Annotated in this window: 18 protein-coding genes and 1 pseudogene; all 19 read right to left on the reverse strand. The window is 38.3% G+C overall.

Annotated elements, in window-relative coordinates; translation table 11 throughout:
• Positions 1 to 10: 10 nt before the first annotated feature.
• A complete protein-coding gene (locus tag IGJ55_RS15530; protein WP_069640331.1) occupies positions 11 to 586 on the reverse strand; it encodes a TetR/AcrR family transcriptional regulator in 576 nt (191 codons plus the stop codon).
• Between the two features lie 443 nt (positions 587 to 1,029).
• On the reverse strand, positions 1,030 to 1,680 hold the full coding sequence (lepB, locus tag IGJ55_RS15535; protein ID WP_430606810.1) for a signal peptidase I: 651 nt from the start codon (positions 1,678 to 1,680) through the stop codon (positions 1,030 to 1,032).
• 15 nt (positions 1,681 to 1,695) lie between these two features.
• On the reverse strand, positions 1,696 to 2,364 hold the full coding sequence (locus IGJ55_RS15540; protein WP_069640333.1) for a hypothetical protein: 669 nt from the start codon (positions 2,362 to 2,364) through the stop codon (positions 1,696 to 1,698).
• A 22-nt stretch (positions 2,365 to 2,386) separates the two neighbouring features.
• Positions 2,387 to 3,535, reverse strand: a complete 1,149-nt coding sequence (locus IGJ55_RS15545; RefSeq protein ID WP_069640334.1) for a DUF916 and DUF3324 domain-containing protein — start codon at positions 3,533 to 3,535, stop codon at positions 2,387 to 2,389.
• Positions 3,536 to 3,623: 88 nt separating this feature from the next.
• Complete coding sequence (locus IGJ55_RS15550; protein WP_429948394.1) at positions 3,624 to 4,445, reverse strand: WxL domain-containing protein; 822 nt, start codon at positions 4,443 to 4,445, stop codon at positions 3,624 to 3,626.
• A 32-nt stretch (positions 4,446 to 4,477) separates the two neighbouring features.
• Positions 4,478 to 5,287, reverse strand: coding sequence for a WxL domain-containing protein (locus tag IGJ55_RS15555; protein ID WP_069640336.1), 810 nt, complete (start codon positions 5,285 to 5,287; stop codon positions 4,478 to 4,480).
• Entirely contained in the window at positions 5,284 to 5,607 is a 324-nt protein-coding gene (locus tag IGJ55_RS15560; RefSeq protein ID WP_069654930.1) for an LPXTG cell wall anchor domain-containing protein, read from the reverse strand. Before IGJ55_RS15560 ends, IGJ55_RS15555 begins: the two co-directional genes overlap by 4 nt.
• Positions 5,608 to 5,621: 14 nt before the next feature.
• Complete coding sequence (locus IGJ55_RS15565) at positions 5,622 to 9,290, reverse strand: pectate lyase-like adhesive domain-containing protein (RefSeq protein ID WP_429948392.1); 3,669 nt, start codon at positions 9,288 to 9,290, stop codon at positions 5,622 to 5,624.
• 139 nt (positions 9,291 to 9,429) lie between these two features.
• Positions 9,430 to 10,101: a winged helix-turn-helix domain-containing protein gene (locus tag IGJ55_RS15570; RefSeq protein WP_069640339.1), complete on the reverse strand. Its 672-nt coding sequence runs from the start codon at positions 10,099 to 10,101 to the stop codon at positions 9,430 to 9,432.
• Between the two features lie 351 nt (positions 10,102 to 10,452).
• Complete coding sequence (locus IGJ55_RS15575) at positions 10,453 to 11,562, reverse strand: tyrosine-type recombinase/integrase (protein ID WP_429948390.1); 1,110 nt, start codon at positions 11,560 to 11,562, stop codon at positions 10,453 to 10,455.
• Between the two features lie 365 nt (positions 11,563 to 11,927).
• Positions 11,928 to 12,185, reverse strand: a pseudogene (locus IGJ55_RS15580) (IS5/IS1182 family transposase); the annotation flags it as partial.
• 186 nt (positions 12,186 to 12,371) lie between these two features.
• Positions 12,372 to 13,430: a hypothetical protein gene (locus IGJ55_RS15585; protein WP_207121262.1), complete on the reverse strand. Its 1,059-nt coding sequence runs from the start codon at positions 13,428 to 13,430 to the stop codon at positions 12,372 to 12,374.
• A 202-nt stretch (positions 13,431 to 13,632) separates the two neighbouring features.
• Positions 13,633 to 14,310, reverse strand: a complete 678-nt coding sequence (locus IGJ55_RS15590; RefSeq protein WP_069640342.1) for a CPBP family intramembrane glutamic endopeptidase — start codon at positions 14,308 to 14,310, stop codon at positions 13,633 to 13,635.
• 156 nt (positions 14,311 to 14,466) lie between these two features.
• Positions 14,467 to 15,477, reverse strand: a complete 1,011-nt coding sequence (gene ruvB / locus IGJ55_RS15595; protein ID WP_069640343.1) for a Holliday junction branch migration DNA helicase RuvB — start codon at positions 15,475 to 15,477, stop codon at positions 14,467 to 14,469.
• 12 nt (positions 15,478 to 15,489) lie between these two features.
• On the reverse strand, positions 15,490 to 16,101 hold the full coding sequence (ruvA, locus tag IGJ55_RS15600; protein ID WP_429948384.1) for a Holliday junction branch migration protein RuvA: 612 nt from the start codon (positions 16,099 to 16,101) through the stop codon (positions 15,490 to 15,492).
• 191 nt (positions 16,102 to 16,292) lie between these two features.
• Positions 16,293 to 17,966, reverse strand: a complete 1,674-nt coding sequence (locus IGJ55_RS15605; protein WP_429948382.1) for a peptide ABC transporter substrate-binding protein — start codon at positions 17,964 to 17,966, stop codon at positions 16,293 to 16,295.
• A 186-nt stretch (positions 17,967 to 18,152) separates the two neighbouring features.
• Positions 18,153 to 18,590, reverse strand: a complete 438-nt coding sequence (gene msrB, locus IGJ55_RS15610) for a peptide-methionine (R)-S-oxide reductase MsrB (RefSeq protein WP_429948380.1) — start codon at positions 18,588 to 18,590, stop codon at positions 18,153 to 18,155.
• A 97-nt stretch (positions 18,591 to 18,687) separates the two neighbouring features.
• Positions 18,688 to 19,182, reverse strand: coding sequence for an acyl-CoA thioesterase (locus tag IGJ55_RS15615; RefSeq protein ID WP_069640347.1), 495 nt, complete (start codon positions 19,180 to 19,182; stop codon positions 18,688 to 18,690).
• A 31-nt stretch (positions 19,183 to 19,213) separates the two neighbouring features.
• The gene (locus IGJ55_RS15620) at positions 19,214 to 19,768 is read right to left on the reverse strand and encodes a Maf family protein (protein ID WP_430606815.1); all 555 of its coding nucleotides are present in this window, start codon (positions 19,766 to 19,768) and stop codon (positions 19,214 to 19,216) included.
• Between the last annotated feature and the right edge of the window lie 27 nt (positions 19,769 to 19,795).

Genomic DNA, 19,795 nt, shown 5'->3' on the forward strand with positions numbered 1-19,795 from the left:
GGACAATTTGTCACAATAGTTCGTTTTCTTGGGCGTATAAACGATACGAGAAAAACTCTGTGTCTTTAGCTAGTCGGAATAATTGTGTAGCGATTTCTAGCGGTGACTCTTTATAACTACCTAATATCCAATCGATTAAGACACCACTGCATCCGTATGAAAAAAAACGAGCATAGAAGATTTTATCTTCTGGAAGCAATTGATTTTCTTTATCCATTTGATCGAATAAATTGATAAATAGTCTATTCGTGATCGCTGAAAAACACTTTCTTAAAATATCTGAATCAGAACTAACTGTATTATAGTAGAAATCACTTTTAGCTTGGATTGCTTTTAACATTTTTAAGGCTTGCTCTTCCCAATTGTCGATACTGATATCTGGTGAATCCAGATAAATCAATGCATCGTGAGTATATATCCAGCGCAAGAGATCCTGTTTGTCAGTAAAATGGTAATAAAAAGTTTGGCGATTCAAACCGACTTCTTTCGTGATATCTTGAACGCTGATTTTACTAAACAACTTTTTATCGCATAGTTCGATCAGTGCCGATGAGATAGCTTTTTTGGTTATTTGTGATTCACTCATAGTTTTTTCCTCACTTTTTTTAGATAGGTTTATCATACCAAAAAAGCGAAAGAAAATATAAGGTTTTGAGGGATTTTTAGGGATTGTTAATGGTTGGTCCTCTTGGAAAGGGGCTTTTAATAAATCGTCTCTCGTTTTTTCTAAGACTGCTGTTCAAAACTGATAACATAAATCTTGTTTACTTCCTTCCATTATACTTACCAAAATACGCTATCTATTCATTGATGAATGCTTAATATTTCATGAGGTAGTAGAGACAACCGTTACTATTTATTATCTAAACAAGATTTCATAAATACTTTAAAATTAAACTTTCTTTTAGTTATTTCAACAGCCTAAAGGATAATTCTCTCATTAATTCAAAAATAGCAGGTTGAAAATTGAGAAAAATTTTCAACTTGCTATTTTTATTAATGGAGCCTATATTCTGACCTCACTATAGTTTAAAATGCTTTGATTTCATTGAACGGAAACAACTGTGTGGTCACTTTACCAAGGAAACGCTTTTCCGCAACCAATCCGTAATGCCGGCTATCCGTCGCATAGGGTCGATTATCCCCTAGTACAAAATAATACCCCTCTGGAATCACAATCGGTTGTTGCTCAAAATCTTCTGTATAATCACGCCCATTTTTTTGACTTTCATTGATTTCGTCTACCAAAAATTTTTCATCCACTGGTTGCTCATTCACAAACAACGTATCCTGAGTATATCGGATTGTCTCTCCTGGTAATCCGATGATTCGTCGAATCTGCGGGTCTCCGTCTCCGACAGTGTATGCGACTATGTCAAATCGGCGAAACGTTGTTTTTTTTTGAATTAATACCTTGTCTCCTTCACGTAATGTCGGAACCATACTATAACCGCGAACTGTTAAGATGCTGATGAAGAAGACACTTACTCCAATAGCTACTATACTAACTAAAGTCACGGCTAGAAAGAATTCTTTTATCTGCCACCTGCGCCTGCGCCACTTTTGCTTAGAGACTCGCTTGTCTCTTGAAGGACTGCGTCTTTTCCCACTAGATGGTATACGGGTGTTACGACTAACTTTAGTCGTGTTCTTTTTTTTAGGTATCGGACGTTGTTTCATCGTTTCTCACTCCATTTATTTCTCTTGTGAGAAGGCAGACTCATCCACATTATAATAAGCGAATGCTGCTTTTTCATACGTCTGTACCTTTTTGATGTCTTCTAAAAAATCGTCCACAACAGCGTCATTACCATAAAAATTTTTGGTTTGAGTACTGGCATTCATCCCTAATTGTTTGACGGCATTATAATAGCGATTCAATGTCAACTGCCCTTCTTGCGAATTAGACGTACTTGCCGTTTTCGATCCGTAACTTGCCATTGCGGTAGCAAGATACCGAATATTTTTTTGCATTTTTTCTTCGTCATCGCCCTTTTCTTTAGCAATCGTGATCTGTTGTTCAAAATCACGCAATAGATAATACCCTTTAACCACAGAATCCGAATCATCTGTTGTCAAATTCATTGATTGATAGTAGGAAAGATAGCCAGATGCTCCACCAAATAGAACCGTCACTACCAATAGAATAAGGCAATATCTAAGGCTTCGTTTCCTCTTATTTATCAACTTTTGACGTTTGCGCGCTATAAAACGTCGTTTTTTCTTATTTTTTATTCGTCTGACTGGTAGCCGGCGAATCTGCTGCGATGTTCGTAAGATCTGTACCAAAAAATAGGCGGATCCTAGGAGTGCAACGATCGTTAGTGCGATACCTGTAACGAAAATCCAATCTACGATAGACACTCTCTTCAGCTCCTATACTCCATTAATTCTTTGGCTTCTTTCGTTTGTTGCTTGTCAGTTCAGTTACTTGTTTTTTCTTTTTTTTACGTGCTCTTTTGGCTATGTCCTCTTTGGTTTGTTTCTTTTTTCGAAGAAAACGTAGAAGAATAAAGAGCAGAATGATCAATATTAGAAAGGCTGCAACGATTAGTAGAATCAATTTCCAGTCTAATCCTTTTTCTTGAACCAGACCTACATCGCGTTCATTAAATTTGTTGGCATCCTCATCTGTAATCTTAAACTCCTTTTTCCATGTCCATTTTTTTTTCCCTGAAGTAACTAGGATATCCGCTTCATAATCGCCTGGAACCATTCGCTCTCCATTCATACTGACTGGAAAATCAATAAATGAGTTTGGTGCCATCCGCATCGCTGTTTGTTTGCGTTCGTATAATACCGTTTCCTTTCCTTTTTCTGTAATTTGTACTTCAACAGTCATATTATTTAAATACGCAGCCATCACATTAGAAAAATTGACGAAAATTGCATTACGATAATTGCTTTGCCCAGCTTTGACGTTGTTTAGAGTCAAATCAGGATCTATCTTGGTCTCAGTTTCTTGTAAAACCATCCCAATAACATAGGCATATTGATTGATGATTTTCGATCCTCCACCGTCTGTTGCGGCATTTGTTTGGCCAGCACGCATCAATTGAACACCCCCAGCTATAACGCCATCATAGCTGGTTTCCGGCATATCAATTGTCAACTCTAAGTTTTTGGTTTCTCCTGGCGCTAGATCGACAGATTCTGGTGCTTTTACCAACTCTGTAAAGTCAAATTTTAGAGACGGATCGTTTTTGATTGTAGACTCCCCATATTCAATGACCCCATTTTGATTGGTTTTTGCTCCATTGACTTTCACATCAATGGTCACTTTTTCATCACTGGGATTGCTTAAGGCAATTGCTAATTTTTGATGCTGGCCTGGTGTCATTTTTAATTGATAATAGCCTAATTCTTTATCTACTTGATTGTCGGGAAAAGTGATACTGTAGGTAAAACCTGTAGCACCTGCTGGATTCTCAGCAGCGGAATAACTAGGAACTGCTTGTAAAAAAAAGAGACCAATAACCATGACACTCAAGAAAATACTCACCCAATGTTTTGTAGATACTGTATGTGATTTCATAACTAACCTCGTCTATTCTAAAGTATATTTTCTATGTACACAGAGGAACAAGTTAAACTTGTTCCTCTGCAAAAATCGAAGATCATGCTTATCCTTCTGGCGTTACTTCTGGTGTTTCTTCTGCAGCTGGTGCAGCAGTAATTTTCCATGTGACTGTTGCAGTATAATTTGTTGCTGCCATGTTTGAAGCTGTAGCGGCTGGAACAGTTAATTTCACTGAATTCGCATCAGTACCTGCGACACCCACAGTTGAATCTTTACTTTGACCAAATTCCATTGCATAACGACCTTTACCTTCTTTTTTATCTTTGCTTGCCGTTACGATTGTTTTGGCATCATTCGCTGCTTCCGTTAGTTGAAAAGCAGTTTGTGCACTTGATGGTACTGTATTTGTATTGTCGCCTTGTGCAGCAATTATTCCATTACTGAAATCAATTGTTGACCCTGTCAATACGTTTGTTCCTGTACTATCTTTGAATTGGCTTGATAATTGAGCGGTCACTGTATAACCGTATGTTCCTCCCGCACGAACATCTGCCCATTGTACGTATGCGCCACGCGTTTTCGCACCACTTTCAAAACTCATTGGTTTCGCAAAACTTGTTACAGTATTCGCTGATGTTTTAATTGTTCCAAAGTCTAAATTTGTTGTTTTTTCAATCACTAGGGAACCAGTATCTGGGTTTGTATTTTCTCCTGGAGAGTCTGGATCTGGTGTTGGTAATGTTTGGTCAGGATTTTCTGGATCGACCGTTCCTTGGTCACCACCACCGGCTGTTCCTTCTTCTACAGTTACATTTCCTGTTGAACTTAATTCTGTTGGTGCCGCCAAAGCAGGGGATGCTGTTCCTACCACCGCTACTCCTAAGATTGCTGCTAATGTTGTTGTACAAAGACTTCTTGCTTTCATATTGTTTTTCCTCCTAAAATGTGTGTAATCTATTAAGGCAACTTGGCTAATATCCAAGTTAACTCCGTTTGATATTCGACCGGATAAATAACCGTCGACTCTGGTACAGTTAAAGTGATTGCTGAATTATGATAGACCGGTTTGTTGTAGGTGCGGTCTATTACTGGTTTGCCTGAAGCATCCACTACAGGGCTCAAGGTATGTGGTTGATTATTCGTATTGGTATCTGACGCTCCAAATGCGATGGTCCAAACCCCTTTTCCGCTGCCAGCTCGTGCTGTCGCTACTTCATAGGCTGAACCGATAGAATTCAACGCAATCGTTTCACGCGTCACCGTTGGTGCTTCGCTCGTGCCGCTAGAATTCGCCCATCCTTTATCTAAGGAAAGAACGGCTCCTTTGAGTTCTTGTTCCTTTTTATTTTGAATAATCTGATTGGTAAACTGTGTTTCTTGTTTAACTTGTAGTGTCCAACCAGAGGAATCCGCTTGTTGATCCGTAATTTGGATATAGCTACCTCTAGGTCCAGTTTCTCCAAAAAACTGTTGTGCTAATGCATTGTACTTACGCGTACCTTTACTGATTTTGCTTTCGCCAAAATCCAGAGATGATGCATAGTCGATACGTAGTGGTCCTTCTGTGGACGGACCTGGTCCTGGATCAATAGGTACTCCTGGATTTTCAGGGTCGATTGGATTCGTCACTACGCTCCCTTCAACTGAAACAGTTCCAGATTGATTTAACGATGCAGGTGTTGCGTTAGCAGTCAAATTGAAAGTACTGCTGAAAAGCACGATAATTAGTACCATACTGAGTAAAAAAGTTTGTTTTGTTACGCTCATTCCCGCTCCTCCTTCCTACGCTTCCGTAAAAAGAGTAAGAGAAGGAATAAAAGGATCATACCGCCTAAAATCAAACTGTACGTTCGAATTTGTTCCCCAGTACTAGGAAAGTTCCCAATGGGTTTAGTCGGCTTCGCTGTGCTTGATTCCACTGGAGCAGAGCTGCTGGGTTCAGTCACTTCTTCATAAAAAGAAATCTTACCTGTCGTACTGACTTGACCGCCAGTCCCCTCTTTAGCTTGGACAATGGGTCCAGAAACTATTGTACCCACCCATAGAAGCAGAGAACAGCCGAACAAGATAATGCGTGAATAGTTCATTTCCCTCTCTCCTTTTATGGTTGTCCTGCCATCACTTTCCATGTAATGACGCCGACATAATCTCCCGTATATACCGTATCAGAGGAATTGATTTGGAGTTTTATCCCGTCTGTATCAGATGTTTTACCCCAACCATCGCTGATGGCATAACTACCAGCTGTACCTTTAGTATTAGTGTAAATCACCTGTGCATCCTGAGATAATATTGTTTCTTTGCCTTGATTCATATAGCGCAAGGCATTAACCAATTCTTGTCCTTCACTGTTGCGCATTGGTGTAGATAAAGATGCGGTCATACGCCAACCATTTTTAGCATCTGCTCGTGTATCCGTTACGACTAATTGCTCGTCGAAAGATGGATCTTCCACGCGTTTAGTCATTGCATCGTATGTCAAGGTTCCAAAATCAAGGGCATTGGGCACGGATGTCAGACTTAAGACTCCTTGCAGCTTGTACTGTACAGTAACTGCCGTATTATCGATTGTGATTGCGTTCTCGTTAGCTGGACGTTCCGCGATGTCATACCCTGCAGCGGTGACATTTTCTACTTGGGTTTGAACGGCATCATTTGTCGTTAAGTCTACGGTATTGCCTACTATTGTATTGATAGTTACTGTGTAACCTGAAAGCACTTGATTCGCTTCATTCACAAATTCAACACGTAATACAGCATCCATGTCAACAACCGTCACATTGATTGTTATTGAGATATCTGTTGCTAATCCTGAATCTGCTGCTTTTATCGTCAATGTTACTGGATATGCTTTAGGCCGAAGATTTTCAGTCTCATTCAATCCGCCAAAATCAGTTACTTTTATCAAAGAACTGATATCCGTTTTCTGCCCATCAACAATTTTATACGCCGTTGATTGACTCTGCTCAAGGATATAGCTTTTTAATTGATCATCGGATAAGTCACGAATGTCCTTATACGGTGCATTAAAATCAGAACCGTCTATCACTTTATTCACTGTAAGTTTTGATACGATGGTCGTCCTATTGCCTGCTTCATCGAATAAATCCACTTTCACTGTATGTTCGCCAATTTGACTCATAAAGCCCTCGACCGTTGATTGTGGCGTTTCAGCATTAAATGCATACGTGAAGTTTTGTGGCGTTGGATTGGAATCAGTCGGATTTTTTACGAATTTATCTGCAGTTGGTGTTGGGCCGTTCAACGCAACCTGATAGTTGACAGATTCTCCTTCGGGCGGTGTTTTATCTGCGACCGTTTGAAGTGCATAACTGTCTTTACCATCTAACCAAGCGTATGCTTTGATTTTTTGGCCTGCTTTTAACGTTACACTACTTGGTAAATCAAATGTAAATTTCCCATTATTATCGGCGATCGTATTAAATTTACGTGTATCTCCTTCTATAGGAGAGGTAACAGTAGGTGCTGTCAATAGGACATCTGTACTTGGATCACTTTCATCCGTTACAAGATAAAAGAGCATCAATGCATTATTATTGACCGTTCCCGTTAGTTTTTGTCCACTTTCCAGTGTCTTATTGTCGCTTGGTTGGTCAAATCCTACAAGAACGTCCGGAATATAGTCGTATACAATTCTAGAAAAATTCTCTGTCCGATAATTATCTACAAAGCTTTTCTGAATAGCGTTAGTAATACTATTTCCTACTACACTTGTTGTAGTAGTACCATTGTACTTGATTGACATACCATACATTGGTGTCCAATGGAAAGTTGGCGTTGCTTGGCTAGCATCTGCTTTACTCCAAGCAGAAACCTCTTGGATATCCGCAGTAAACGTACCTGGATTCGTCATATTAATCAGATTTACGTTAGTATTGCCACGTGAGTCCAAATCGATTTTTTGTGCATTTGAAAACTGGAATGTCGTGTTACTACCAAAATCCAACATATTCCTTACGCCTGTACCCTCTTTTATCACAGACTCAAATGTTCCTTTATCACCAATGATAAAGGATGACCCACTTCCACCATAAATCATTGAACTAGTAGAGGCCCCTTCATTAGTAGAAGTGAATTTCGTCACACCTTGGTCTTTTACTTGGAATTTCGATCCCGTTGAAAGATCCAAAAGACGACCAGTTCCTCCGTTTTTGTTCAAGACGAGACTTCCTTTTTGGGCGACATCAAATTTGGCATTTTGTCCCATCGAAATAACTGGTGCTCCAGTGGTCATTTGATTGGCATTGATGACCATCTCTGCATTATCTCCCACATTGATTGCTGAATTTTGTTGAAGCATGAATCCCGCACGAGAATTGGTGTTACTGATTGGTCCATTGATCGTTACATTGAAATTACTACTGTCTTCAAGATTGATACTCGTTGTCCATTGCGATGTTGCTGCCTGATAACCCAAACGAACTGGTACACGTGTCGTACCATCAGCCGTTTCAACATTTAGATTAGCATTTTTCCCAACGTCGATTTTTCCATTTCTTTGTACACTGATGACGGACGGAATACTTCCTCCATTTGTTTGCCAAGAGTTGGTTTCCCCTGTATTGCCTAATGTACGAATCGTGGCGGTGGCATTCTCTTCAAGTGTTAATGACGGTTGAATAGTAGCGACCGTATCCCAGTCAGAATACCAGCTACCTAAGATCACACCGTCTCCGTTTTCTGCTTCAATAGTCGTATCTGTATTGGATGCAAATACTAGTGTGTGTGACTCCAAACCAGATTGGTTTGTATCAGCCATATTTCGGACTGTCCCATTATAGGATGTATACTGAGTAGCTTTCGATTTAATCACATTTTTCCCTTCAAAGCGCAGAACAGCTTGGAAAGAAGCGGTCAATTGTGATCCAGTATAATTTACATTGCGGTACGTAATACTTGAACCATAGGCATTTCGATCCCACATTGTCACAGGTCCATAGTAGTGTCCGCCATATAGGTCAACGTTATCGACTACTGCTTTGTGCACGATGGATGTATTCGTGCCCCATCTATAGGAATAGCCTATGAAATCGAGCGAATAGCCATTCCCTAGTAATACATAATTGGGCCGATTGTCTGAAAGATTACGGTCTGCTCTACCAGTCGCCGTATTTGTCATAGAACTTTGTACATCAACGATTGTTACCGTATTGCTCATTAGAGCAGCATCTAATTGACTCCAATTACTTACCTTTGCGACATTTCCAATGTATACGATGACGTCACTACTCAACGCACTACCTGTTCCTGACTGAGTCGCCGGTACTGTTAGCGTTAAATGAAATTCTTGCAAATTATTCGATGAAACGGTCTCTAGTCCCTTTAAGTCAGATACTTGGATACTGTCTGTGACATCCACTACAGATCCCCCGGATAACCCATATGCTTTGGCACCTGTCTCTTTGAGAATCATTTGTTTGATTGCGGCAATATCGCCATTGTAACCTTGGATATCTGTCATCGTTTTTGCTATATTTTTAGCAACAATTCCCGTACCATTCGCAGTAAGTTCATAGGCTTCAATATTTTCCATTCTTGGTTGAATTGGTTCTTTCATACTCTGTTCGGAATCTATCGTTGTACCGTTTTCCTTAGACATACTCGTTTCAGATGATTTTATAGCTGCAGCCATTTCTGTAGTTGACTGAGTCATTTCATCTGCTTTAATCAGTGGCGCACCTAAATATAGATACACACATAATGATGCAATCAAACCCACTAGAAAAAAAATAGTTTTTTTTCTTTTCATTTTATTCCTCCTCTCTTATGTACGACATGGTTTCTTCTAAAAAATAGTATCACCCCCCTTACATAAAAAAACATGTCTCCTGAAATACTCTCTTTTTAATCAAATTCCCAGAACACATAGACGTTCAATATCTGTTTTATCAAGAGTTATTCAGGCGAAACATATACCCTTTTGATCGGATTGTCGCAATAGAACAGGTATCGTTCTTTCCTATTTTATTCCGTATATGGCATACAATATTGGCTATACGTGAAATGTTAAATTCCTTTCCCGGCCACAACGATTTTGCTAGGGTGCTGTATAATACAGTAGTATTTGGTTTTTCATAGAGTAATGACAACACCTTGTACTCGTTTCGAGTCAACTCTTTCTCTACTTCATTTACAACTACAGACTGATTTAGTTCATTCAGTTGAATTACTCGTGATGTCTCTTTCTCTTTTTTTGACTTCTCCTTATATTTATTTCCTAATCGAACGAACGTATTCTCTATACTCATTGATAGATACGTAAAGGTTTCTGGCATAGCTATCACATTTGTCGCACCTATACTCATCATAATTTTTTTCTCTGTTTCAAGTGGTACTTCGGAGAACACCCAAATGAAAACCGCTGGATTGATTCGACAAGCAATTATCCAGTCAATAACTTGACTTAATTGCTCTGTCGTTCCCATTGGAATCACTACGCCATCTAAGTAAGCGAGCTGTTCTTTGTCTTTCACTTCAATAAGATCATAGAGGTTATTCTTACACTCATGTGTCCATTTATCAGTTAAATTTGTTTGGCCTACAATGCCTAAATGAAGCATGTCTTCCTCTTCCTTTCTATATGTCATCTTTTTAATTATTTGTTGGTAAACAAACAAGTCCTTTTAATTCCAATTTCAACTAAATTATAGTTATATAGAAGAGACGTTTGAAAAAGATTTCCTCGTTTTTTTTATACTACGTAAATAACCATTAAGCCCTCCAGATATACTACTTTGTGCCTACTTGTGACGATGATTGACGGCGTATAAATAAAAGTGACGACAACTAACTAGACTCTATTCGAGTAGAGTCTAGTATCTTTCATTATCTATTTAAAAATTTTGCGTTTAAAGAGAACGTTTACATTTATTTGTTTTACTTATTTACAAATGATTAGTATTTTTTACTTTTTATTGCAATGCTTTACTCATATTTGTGATAACTTTTATTCGACTTTCGACCATAGAATCGGCGTAAATATCCAATGTCGTTTTTGTAGACGTATGACCCAATAAACGACTCAGCGACACAATATCTGAGTTTGTTTCTATACAACGGGTCGCAAACGTATGTCTTAACTGATGAAAATGAAGATGCTCAAATCCGCATTGTTTTCGTATTTTATGGAAATAGTAGGTCAGTAAGCGAGGTTCACTCGGCAGTTCACTATTGGAGCATACATAACTCCCTGGCGCCTTCTTTTTCCACTTTTTTAGGTATTTATATAACGTTGTGCTAATAGGGATCACTCGATTAGAACTTTCTGTTTTTGAACTATCCATGAGCAGTTGCGTTTTTTTTATTCCACCTTCTAACGATACGCGTTGAAAGGTTTGAGTTATATGAATCATTCGCTGCTTCAAATCTATATCAGTCCAACGTAATGCTGCAATTTCCCCTATTCTTAGTCCTGTATTCAGAGCCAATAAAACAGATAATCCTCTGTATAAGGGAAGCCCCTTCGCACAACTTTCTAGCACATGTTGTTCCTTTTTAGTCATAGCACGTACGCGTACTTGTCTTTTTTTTGGTAATCGAATTCTTGTACAGGGCGTTTGCTTTAAATAGCTTTGTTCTGTCGCATCTTTTAATGTTTTTTTTACTAGTTGGTACAAAACATGGATGGTTGAAGCTTTGAGACCGTACTGAAGCCAACTATTCACAAGATTTTGAACAGTTTCGTGCGTTAATTGATTCAATGGACAGTTTCCGATTGACGGGAGTATGTATTTCTTTAACTTATAGAGATAGGTTGTATAGGTAGATACTTTAACGGTAGATTGTTGTTGGGAAAGCCAGATAATAGTCCATTCTTCATAAGAAAAGCCACTTTCTCCTTGTTGCTGAATGAGCGCATGATAATGCAATTTGTAGGTATAGAGACGGTATTTAACATCTGCGTACGTTTGTCCATAAATATAGCCATACTTCAATTGACCATTCTTTTTTCGTCCTTTTTTATAACGCCCTTCCCAGCGTCCATCTTTTCGCTTATAAATATTTTCACCTTTACGTGCCATAAGATTCATCCTTTCTAAATTGACGGCTTATTTGACGTTCAATAAAAAGTGTAATTATCTAGTTAAAAACTCTTCTTTTTTGAAAAAAGTAAGAAGAAAATTAAAAAAAGGGTTGTTTTTAATCATTTAACAGATATAATAATAATAGAAAATAAATAGTTTCCTCTTACAAAAAGCATCCATTATCCTTTTTTTTTGATTTAAAACAAATAAAAACTCTTTTGTGGATTCCAATGCCTAGTATTTACACTTGTTTACGTAGTATAAAAAAAACGAGGAAAACTATTAATTGTACATAAACAACAAAAAAGAAATTGATTATCAGACTGGCTTCTCAGACTGTAGACAAAGTGGTCTTCTGTAAAAATACAATTTTCGAAAGAATAGCCTGAAAACCAACCACAAGTACTATTTGTGCTAACTTCTTTAATTGTCTGTTTCATAGAACGGATAACAAACAATTGTTTATTGGTTAATCAAGATTACTGGCTCAATACTGGGACAACTAGAGGTCTAATACATAGGTTCTACAATGGGGGAAATGAAATCAAACTGAGCTGAATTGCAGTGTCAATCTTTCGAACTAAGTGATTTTTTTGTAGAAGATCATCGATCGCTACCATAGCAAATTAATTGCTACCTTCAATAGATTGTTTTTTTTATCATTGGAATCAATCCTAAAATAGTTTATATAATTAGTATAAAACAAAAAAACTGTAAACAACTCTCCAAATTTAGGAGTTTGTTTACAGTCTGAAGGTATAGCGATGCTATGCCTTTTTTTTACAGAGTACTGTTGTCGAATACTTTTATAATTTACTTTCAGTCACTGGGTCTTTCACTAAATTAGAACCCCATAAACCTGCTAGAGAAGTGATGATCATACCAAGAACCATCGCTACAAAGCCCCAGATTGATGCTTTAGATACTGTGTTTGAAGCATCCTCTGCTGTTTGTCTCGCTTCTTTGATATTTTTATCCAACTCTTCTTTAGCATCTTCAAGACTTGTTTTAGCATTTTCAATTTGTGTTTGTGTTTCTTTCGATGCTTTTTGTAATTCATTGTAAATATTATCAGTTGCTTGCTCTGCTTCTTCTTGTGATAAATCTGTATTTTTAGCTACTGCATTTGCAATTGCCGGACGATCGATTGAATCACCGATTTTTTTCGCTTTGGCTTCTAAAGAATCTGCAGTATCTTTAAAGATTTTATCAGAGTTATCGGGATTTTTGACAATTTCTTTCCCAGCATCTGTGATTTCGTCAGTTGCTTCTTTCATTTTATCTTGTAAGTAATCAGGTTGTAATTCTTTTACATCCGTATCAGACAAGACTTTTTTCACTTGACCTTGAAGTTCTGTCGTATCCACTGATTGAACGCTGTCTGTGACTTTATCAAAGCCTTTACTGATTGCATCGGATGTACCCGAAGCGACAGTTTCCACCGTGCTGCCTGTTGCTGAAGCGATATTCCCAAATAGAGAACCGATTGCTGAAAATGCGCCGATTGCGGTATAAGAAAGAATCGCAATCAATACTAAAACACTCGTTGCCCATGTTAAAAAACCATGAACTAAACCGACTCTACGTGCTGCTACACCAGCTATAAATCCACTACAAAATAATGAAAGGACAAATGTCACCACTGTCCAAATAATAAGTCCCATACCCACACCATCTAAAGGATTATCTGATGTTGGTTTAACGATCCCAAAACCAATTGCTGAACCAATCAAACTTAAGGTAAAGAAAATCGCAAAGAAGGAAACTAATCCCGCTATAATTGCCCCCCAAGAGATATTTACCCCTGCTTCATCTTGCGTTGTCAAGTACGACACAAAACCTTTTTTTCTCGTGTTCTTTTCCATAATTCCCATCCTTTCGCTTATTTTTTTCTAATTGGTACACTATTAACTATAAGAGCATAAAATATTTTGTGCAAATGATACGATTATTTTTCTAATCAAACACTCACTTCTTCTATGATGAGATATATTATTTGCATGTAATCCAAAAAAATGTTATGGCTATACCACCTATTGGTATAGCCATAACAATTGTAAAAGAATGTTAATGTGCTAAGGTCCCCAACATGACTCCTATAAAAATCAGCCAGTCAAAAGCGATATGAATGATCGTGCCCGCCCAGATTGAATTCGTTTTTAATGTCGCCCATGTAAATGGAATTCGGGTCAAACCAATCACAACTAAACACTGGAACCAATTCCAATCATAAGTCGATAAATGTAGTGATCCGAACATAAGGCTTGTTAAAATAACAGAACCAATGATAGCGGTCTTTCGTTCAACTTTATAACGTAATGCTACATGGACCAATAAAATCAGCGGAATCGTTGTAATGATTTCCTCTCCTGCAAGCATGAATAACGTTTTCCCTAAGAGTGTAAGCGCGGGGCCTATTCCATGACTAAATTCATCTACGATTGGATTGGCAGCAGTTGGTTGTCCGATTGCCCCAGCTAAAACTTTTGCTAAGAGAGCAGTTATCCAACTTAGCACATAGGCAATCAATATAATTTTAACCGAACCTTTTCTTAGTGGAGAATATAATTGTTTAATGCCTTCCACACCATACATCAAATACATTCCTATTAATCCTGCAATGAGAATAATACAAAAATTCAAAATAAATGCCGTATTCAATAATGAGTAAAATGCACCTCCTAATAATACTAACGAAACAATTGCTGGAACTAGTTTTACTTTTCGATCAAATAATTCTTGCATTTTCTCCACGCCCTTGCGTTTATTTTCTTTTAGTATAGTTTCTATCTTTGTAGCAAACAACTAATTCGTCTTAATGAACAGTTATTTTTTATTGCCAATAAAAAACACTCAATTTGTTTATTCATGTTTGAATAAACAAATTGAGTGTTGAATAGATTATTCTTGATAATAAGACTCATACCCAAAATGTTCGTAGGCAAGTGCCGTTGCAATTCGTCCTCTTGGTGTCCGCTTGATAAATCCTTTTTGAATCAGATAAGGCTCGTACATATCTTCAACGGTCTCAGTCTCTTCACTGATATTCACAGCTAAGGTACTCAATCCAACAGGTCCGCCACCATATAATTCGATCATTGTTTTCAATAATTTTTGATCGACATAATCTAATCCTTGATGGTCAACTTGCAGCAAGGTCAATGCTTGATCCGCAATACTGCGGTCGATCGTACCATCTGACTGAACTTGAGCAAAATCACGAACACGTTTTAATAAACGATTGGCAATCCGCGGTGTCCCACGTGACCGGCGGGCAATTTCAAAGGCACCTTCTTCAACGATTTCTGTTTGAAAAATATCAGCAGAACGTAACACGATTTCTTTTAGGTCCTGAGTTTCATAGTACTCCATATGAGAAATGATACCAAAGCGATCTCGAAGTGGTGCAGACAGCATACCTGCACGGGTTGTTGCTCCAATCAAGGTAAACGGCGGCAATGGGAAATGGACTGGATGAGCCGTTGTTCCTTGCCCCACCATGATATCTACATAAAAATCCTCCATCGCTGAATAGAGCATCTCTTCAACGATTCGTGGCAAACGGTGGATTTCATCGATAAATAAAACATCCCCTGGCTCTAGTTCATTTAAAATAGCAACTAAATCACCGGCACGCTCAATCGCAGGTCCACTCGTTGTACGGATATTGACATGCATTTCATTGGCAATCACCATGGCCATCGTAGTTTTACCAAGTCCTGGTGGTCCATACAAAAGAGTATGATCGAGCGCTTCTTCACGATTACGGGCCGCTTCAATATAAATCGTAAGCTCTTGTTTTACTTTGTCTTGACCGATATATTGCTCGAGAAACTGCGGGCGTAGCGACTTTTCAAGAGACTCCTCCCCTTCGCTGGTTTCAGCGGAAAGTAGTCTTTCATCTTCTGTCATAGCCATTCCTCCTTAGCGTTTCATCATAAATTTCAGTGCATTGCGTAAGTATTCATCTGTTGGCTGTTTGCCTAGTTCTTCTAGTTTTGGTGTAATTCGCTTGATTTCTTTTTCACTATAGCCTAATGCGCTCAATGCCTCTAAGGCTTCAGTCAATGATTGATTAGCTGATTGTGTATCTGGTCTTTTGGTCATGGCTTCCACAGCTGCATCTGATGTTTCTAGTTCCCCAAGTTTTCCTTTTAGGTCTAAAATCATTTGCTGTGCCGTTTTCTTACCTACACCCGGGAATCTAGTTAGATACGCAGCATCTTCACTTTCGATCGCATTGATCAAGCCGCCATGATCATCTGAAGCCATGATTGCTAGACCGCTTTTAGGTCCGATCCCTGACACACTGATCAGCTTTAAGAAGAGTTGTTTTTCATCTAGGTCACCAAAGCCATACAATAGATGGGCATCTTCACGAATAACTTGATGAACGTAGATTTTAATTTTCTCGTTCGTCTTGCCAGAATAACGATAGGGGTTTCCTACAGAAATCTGATAGCCGATTCCATTTGTTTCGATTACAATATAATAAGGACTGATAAAGGTCACTTTACCAATGATATACTCGTACATAATTCACCTTTCTCGATGTGGTTAAAGCAAAAACTGTTGTTGTTCACCACATCTTGCGTTTTACACGCACATACGTTTCTATTTTACCACAAATCAGAGGAAATCAGTAGCTTGAAAAATGTGTAGTTATTAAGATAAAAAAAGGATAGACTGTCACTCTGTGAGTGACAGTCTATCCTCAGTTTCTTCATCTATTCAGTAATATACGTCCATTTATAATCATATCTTGCGCCAGCTCCATGAGCGACAACACCTTGTACTTTTTTACTACGCATATGCGCTTCTGCTTTTTGATAAACTGGTGCAACACCCATCTCATCTATCAATAGTTTTTCAGCGTCAAGCATGTCTGTCCAACGTTTTTCTGGATCTGAGGCATTTGTCGTTCTAGAATCTTCTACTAGTTGATCATATTTTTCATTTGAGTAGCGTCCTCTGTTATAAGAACCGCCTGTTACAAATAAATCTGTGAAACTACTCGGATCTGCGTAATCAGCACCCCAACCACCCATGATCACTTCAAAATCGCCATTTTTACCACGATCTAAGCGAACTGTAAACGGTACGTTAGTTACTGTTACATCCACGCCATCTAAGGTTTCTTTCACTGCGCCTTGGATATACTCCAATACTTTCTTAGTAGAATCTGTATCGTCTCCAACGATATCAAACTTGAATGAATCAATTCCCAATTCTTTTTTCGCTTTTTCCCAGTATTCTTTGGCTTTTTCAGTATCGTGAGTCAAAATATTTTTATTTTCATCAGCAAAGTCTTTGTTGCCTTCTGGTGAAAATGACATTCCCGCTGGAACTAACCCTTTAGAAGCAACTGATCCATCTCCTAAAATACGATCAACCAATGCATCTCGATCGATTGAATAAGAGATTGCTTTTCTTAGATTAGCATTGTGATAAGGTGATTTCTCGTCTCTTTGATTAAATTCAAGATAAGAAGTCCGAGCATCTTTTTCAATGACAAGTTCTGGATCATCTGCCATTTGTTGGGCTAATTCTCCGCTTAAGATCACATCATCCGCTTGTCCATCTTGGAAAAGATTCAATGAAGTTGGTGCTTCTTTTACTACTTTTACTTCAATTTTATCTAATTGAACAGCCTCTTTATCCCAATATTGATCATTTTTTGTGTAAGACCAATCAGTATCTGTTCCTGGTCCATCAAAATCTGTTAATGTAAATGGTCCATTATAGACAGCTGCCTCACTTGTTGTTGCGTAGTCCTTGCCATTTTTTTCAACGATTTTTTGATTTTGAGGGAAAAATGAGGGGAATGCCAACAAGTAATCGAAATAGGGTGTTTGCTGTTCCAATGTTACTTCCAACTCATAATCCCCAGTTGCTTTTATTCCTAATTCATCAAGGCCTTTTTTACCAGCCGATACATCCGCTCCATTTTTCACTAGTTCAAACATATAAGCATATTCTGCTGCTGTTTTAGGATCAGCTGTCCGTTGCCAACCATAGACATAATCAGCTGCTACAACTGGATCACCATTTGACCATTTTGCATCTTCTCTCAATTTGAAGGTATATGTCAAACCATCGTCGCTTTTCTGTGCCATTTCTGTTGCTCCAGCTGGTTGTGGTCTGCTCTTGTCATCTAAACGGTATAACCCTTCGTACACATTATTCAATGCTGAAAAGCTGATCGTATTTGTTGCTACTGAAAGATCTGCACTTGGCATTTCTTGTTGAACGACCAATCTAAAAAGCTGTTCCCCACTCGCTTTTTTACTATCGTTGCTACTGTCTGTTGAATCGGTCTTACCACCGCTGCCACAAGCTGCTAATACTAAAGTAGATAGCATCATAACACTAATTAATTTCTTTATATTCGTTTTTTTCATCTTTTTCTCCCCAATAAACAATTGTTTTCTTTCCTAATTTTAATTTTCGGAATATTTTTATAATACTCGATATAGCTGAAAATAGCAATCATTATTATATAATAAAGAAATAACATTTGTTTTTACTGCGAAATAGTAAAAAAAGCCTATCTAAGCAGTTTTCACCTGCCTAGATAAGCTTTCACTTTATTCAAATAAGGATCTATATTCGCCATATCCTTCTTTCTCTAATTCTTGAACAGGAATAAAGCGTAAGGCTGCCGCATTGATGCAATACCTCAACCCACCTTGCTCTTGAGGTCCGTCTGTGAAAACATGTCCTAAATGAGAATCTGCTTCTTTACTACGAACTTCAACACGCCGCATGCCTAACGAGACATCTTCGTTTTCTTTGATTCCTTGCTTTTCAATTGGTTTAGTAAACGCTGGCCAGCCACACCCTGCGTCGTATTTGTCTGTTGAACTAAAAAGGGGTTCACCACTAACTACATCAACATAAATACCTTCTTGGTAAAAGTCGTCATACTTCCCTGTGAATGGTCGTTCAGTCGCATTTTCTTGCGTCACAGCGTATTCAATAGCAGATAGCTTTTTTTTCAATTCTTCTTTTGATGGTTTTTCCATGACAAATCACACCCTTACTTTTTTATTAGTCTTATCATAGCATCATTGAGAAAAAAACACTCATTTCCTGTTTAGAAAATCAGTGTTTCATTCTTTCTTAGTTCCAAGGAATATCTAAATCGACATTACTGGCAAGAGCAAGACTCTCTTGTCGTTTTGCTTGCCTAACTTGCTTCCTTGCTTCGTAGCCCTGACAGATAAAGTGTTCTTCCTTCGTTTCAGGCTCGATTTTCTCCGGTAAACTAGCTCCTTTAGGTACAACAAATGTCATAAAACAAGTACCTGCCAAATAACGGTCACCCGTCAATAAATCTTCTCCAATTATTTTAGCAAAAATCTCAATTGACCGTGTACCGACCCCTGATACATACGCTTCGATACATGCAGAGTGACTAGCTTTCAATGGCGCCAAAAAATCTAAATGATCTACTGATGCGGTCACGATTGCCGCTCTTGAAACTCTAACGGCTGAAATACCCGCTGTCTCATCTAACCAGGCCATTAATTGTCCCCCAAATAGGGTCTTATGGAAGTTTAAATAGGGATACGTGATGATATGTGTTTGGATCGCTCTTGTTTGTGAACATTTCATTGCTTGGTTGCCTTCTTTCATTTGTTTGTAACTAATCAAATGCTGCCAACATACGATTTAAAGTCGCAATTGGCAAACCCACGATCGAATAAAAATCGCCTTGGATACTTTTCACCAATAACGCACCTTGCTCTTGAATTTCGTAAGCACCCGCTTTGTCTTGGTATTCTTTTGTATCTAAATAGTGATTGATTTCTTCATCCGTCAGCTCATAAAATTCTACTGTAGCTGGAACCGTTGCTGAGGATTCTTGATCATCTTTCATCAAGACAACGCTAGTGTAGACCTTGTGCGTTCTACCACTCAACTGTCTAAGCATCCGAAAAGCATCTTCTCTAGAAGTCGGTTTTCCTAATATATCATTATCGATCGTTACGATTGTATCAGACCCAATCACTAAATCATTAGGGTATTGCTTTGCCACATGCATCGCTTTTTGGGCTGCCATCGTCAATACATAGTCCATTGGTGTGAAGTAGTCTTTGACCTCTTCATTGATGTCAGCTGGCACCACTTTAAAATCAGAAATAACTCGACTCAGCAGCTCACGTCTGCGAGGAGATTGAGAGGCAAGGATCACTGTCATTAGGATAAAACCTTCTTCCTTTTATTT

The organism is Enterococcus sp. AZ170, from assembly GCF_050545135.1.
GTDB classification, from domain to species: domain Bacteria; phylum Bacillota; class Bacilli; order Lactobacillales; family Enterococcaceae; genus Enterococcus_L; species Enterococcus_L ureilyticus.

What these genes read in the sequence shown, in the direction of transcription:
- IGJ55_RS15530 (WP_069640331.1), bottom strand. Translation starts at nt 586, where the DNA reads ATGAGTGAATCACAAATAACCAAAAAAGCTATCTCATCGGCACTGATC.
- lepB (WP_430606810.1), bottom strand. Translation starts at nt 1,680, where the DNA reads ATGAAACAACGTCCGATACCTAAAAAAAAGAACACGACTAAAGTTAGT.
- IGJ55_RS15545 (WP_069640334.1), bottom strand. Translation starts at nt 3,535, where the DNA reads ATGAAATCACATACAGTATCTACAAAACATTGGGTGAGTATTTTCTTG.
- IGJ55_RS15550 (WP_429948394.1), bottom strand. Translation starts at nt 4,445, where the DNA reads ATGAAAGCAAGAAGTCTTTGTACAACAACATTAGCAGCAATCTTAGGA.
- IGJ55_RS15555 (WP_069640336.1), bottom strand. Translation starts at nt 5,287, where the DNA reads ATGAGCGTAACAAAACAAACTTTTTTACTCAGTATGGTACTAATTATC.
- IGJ55_RS15560 (WP_069654930.1), bottom strand. Translation starts at nt 5,607, where the DNA reads ATGAACTATTCACGCATTATCTTGTTCGGCTGTTCTCTGCTTCTATGG.
- IGJ55_RS15565 (WP_429948392.1), bottom strand. Translation starts at nt 9,290, where the DNA reads ATGAAAAGAAAAAAAACTATTTTTTTTCTAGTGGGTTTGATTGCATCA.
- IGJ55_RS15570 (WP_069640339.1), bottom strand. Translation starts at nt 10,101, where the DNA reads ATGCTTCATTTAGGCATTGTAGGCCAAACAAATTTAACTGATAAATGG.
- IGJ55_RS15575 (WP_429948390.1), bottom strand. Translation starts at nt 11,562, where the DNA reads ATGGCACGTAAAGGTGAAAATATTTATAAGCGAAAAGATGGACGCTGG.
- IGJ55_RS15585 (WP_207121262.1), bottom strand. Translation starts at nt 13,430, where the DNA reads ATGGAAAAGAACACGAGAAAAAAAGGTTTTGTGTCGTACTTGACAACG.
- IGJ55_RS15590 (WP_069640342.1), bottom strand. Translation starts at nt 14,310, where the DNA reads ATGCAAGAATTATTTGATCGAAAAGTAAAACTAGTTCCAGCAATTGTT.
- ruvB (WP_069640343.1), bottom strand. Translation starts at nt 15,477, where the DNA reads ATGACAGAAGATGAAAGACTACTTTCCGCTGAAACCAGCGAAGGGGAG.
- ruvA (WP_429948384.1), bottom strand. Translation starts at nt 16,101, where the DNA reads ATGTACGAGTATATCATTGGTAAAGTGACCTTTATCAGTCCTTATTAT.
- IGJ55_RS15605 (WP_429948382.1), bottom strand. Translation starts at nt 17,966, where the DNA reads ATGAAAAAAACGAATATAAAGAAATTAATTAGTGTTATGATGCTATCT.
- msrB (WP_429948380.1), bottom strand. Translation starts at nt 18,590, where the DNA reads ATGGAAAAACCATCAAAAGAAGAATTGAAAAAAAAGCTATCTGCTATT.
- IGJ55_RS15615 (WP_069640347.1), bottom strand. Translation starts at nt 19,182, where the DNA reads ATGAAATGTTCACAAACAAGAGCGATCCAAACACATATCATCACGTAT.
- IGJ55_RS15620 (WP_430606815.1), bottom strand. Translation starts at nt 19,768, where the DNA reads ATGACAGTGATCCTTGCCTCTCAATCTCCTCGCAGACGTGAGCTGCTG.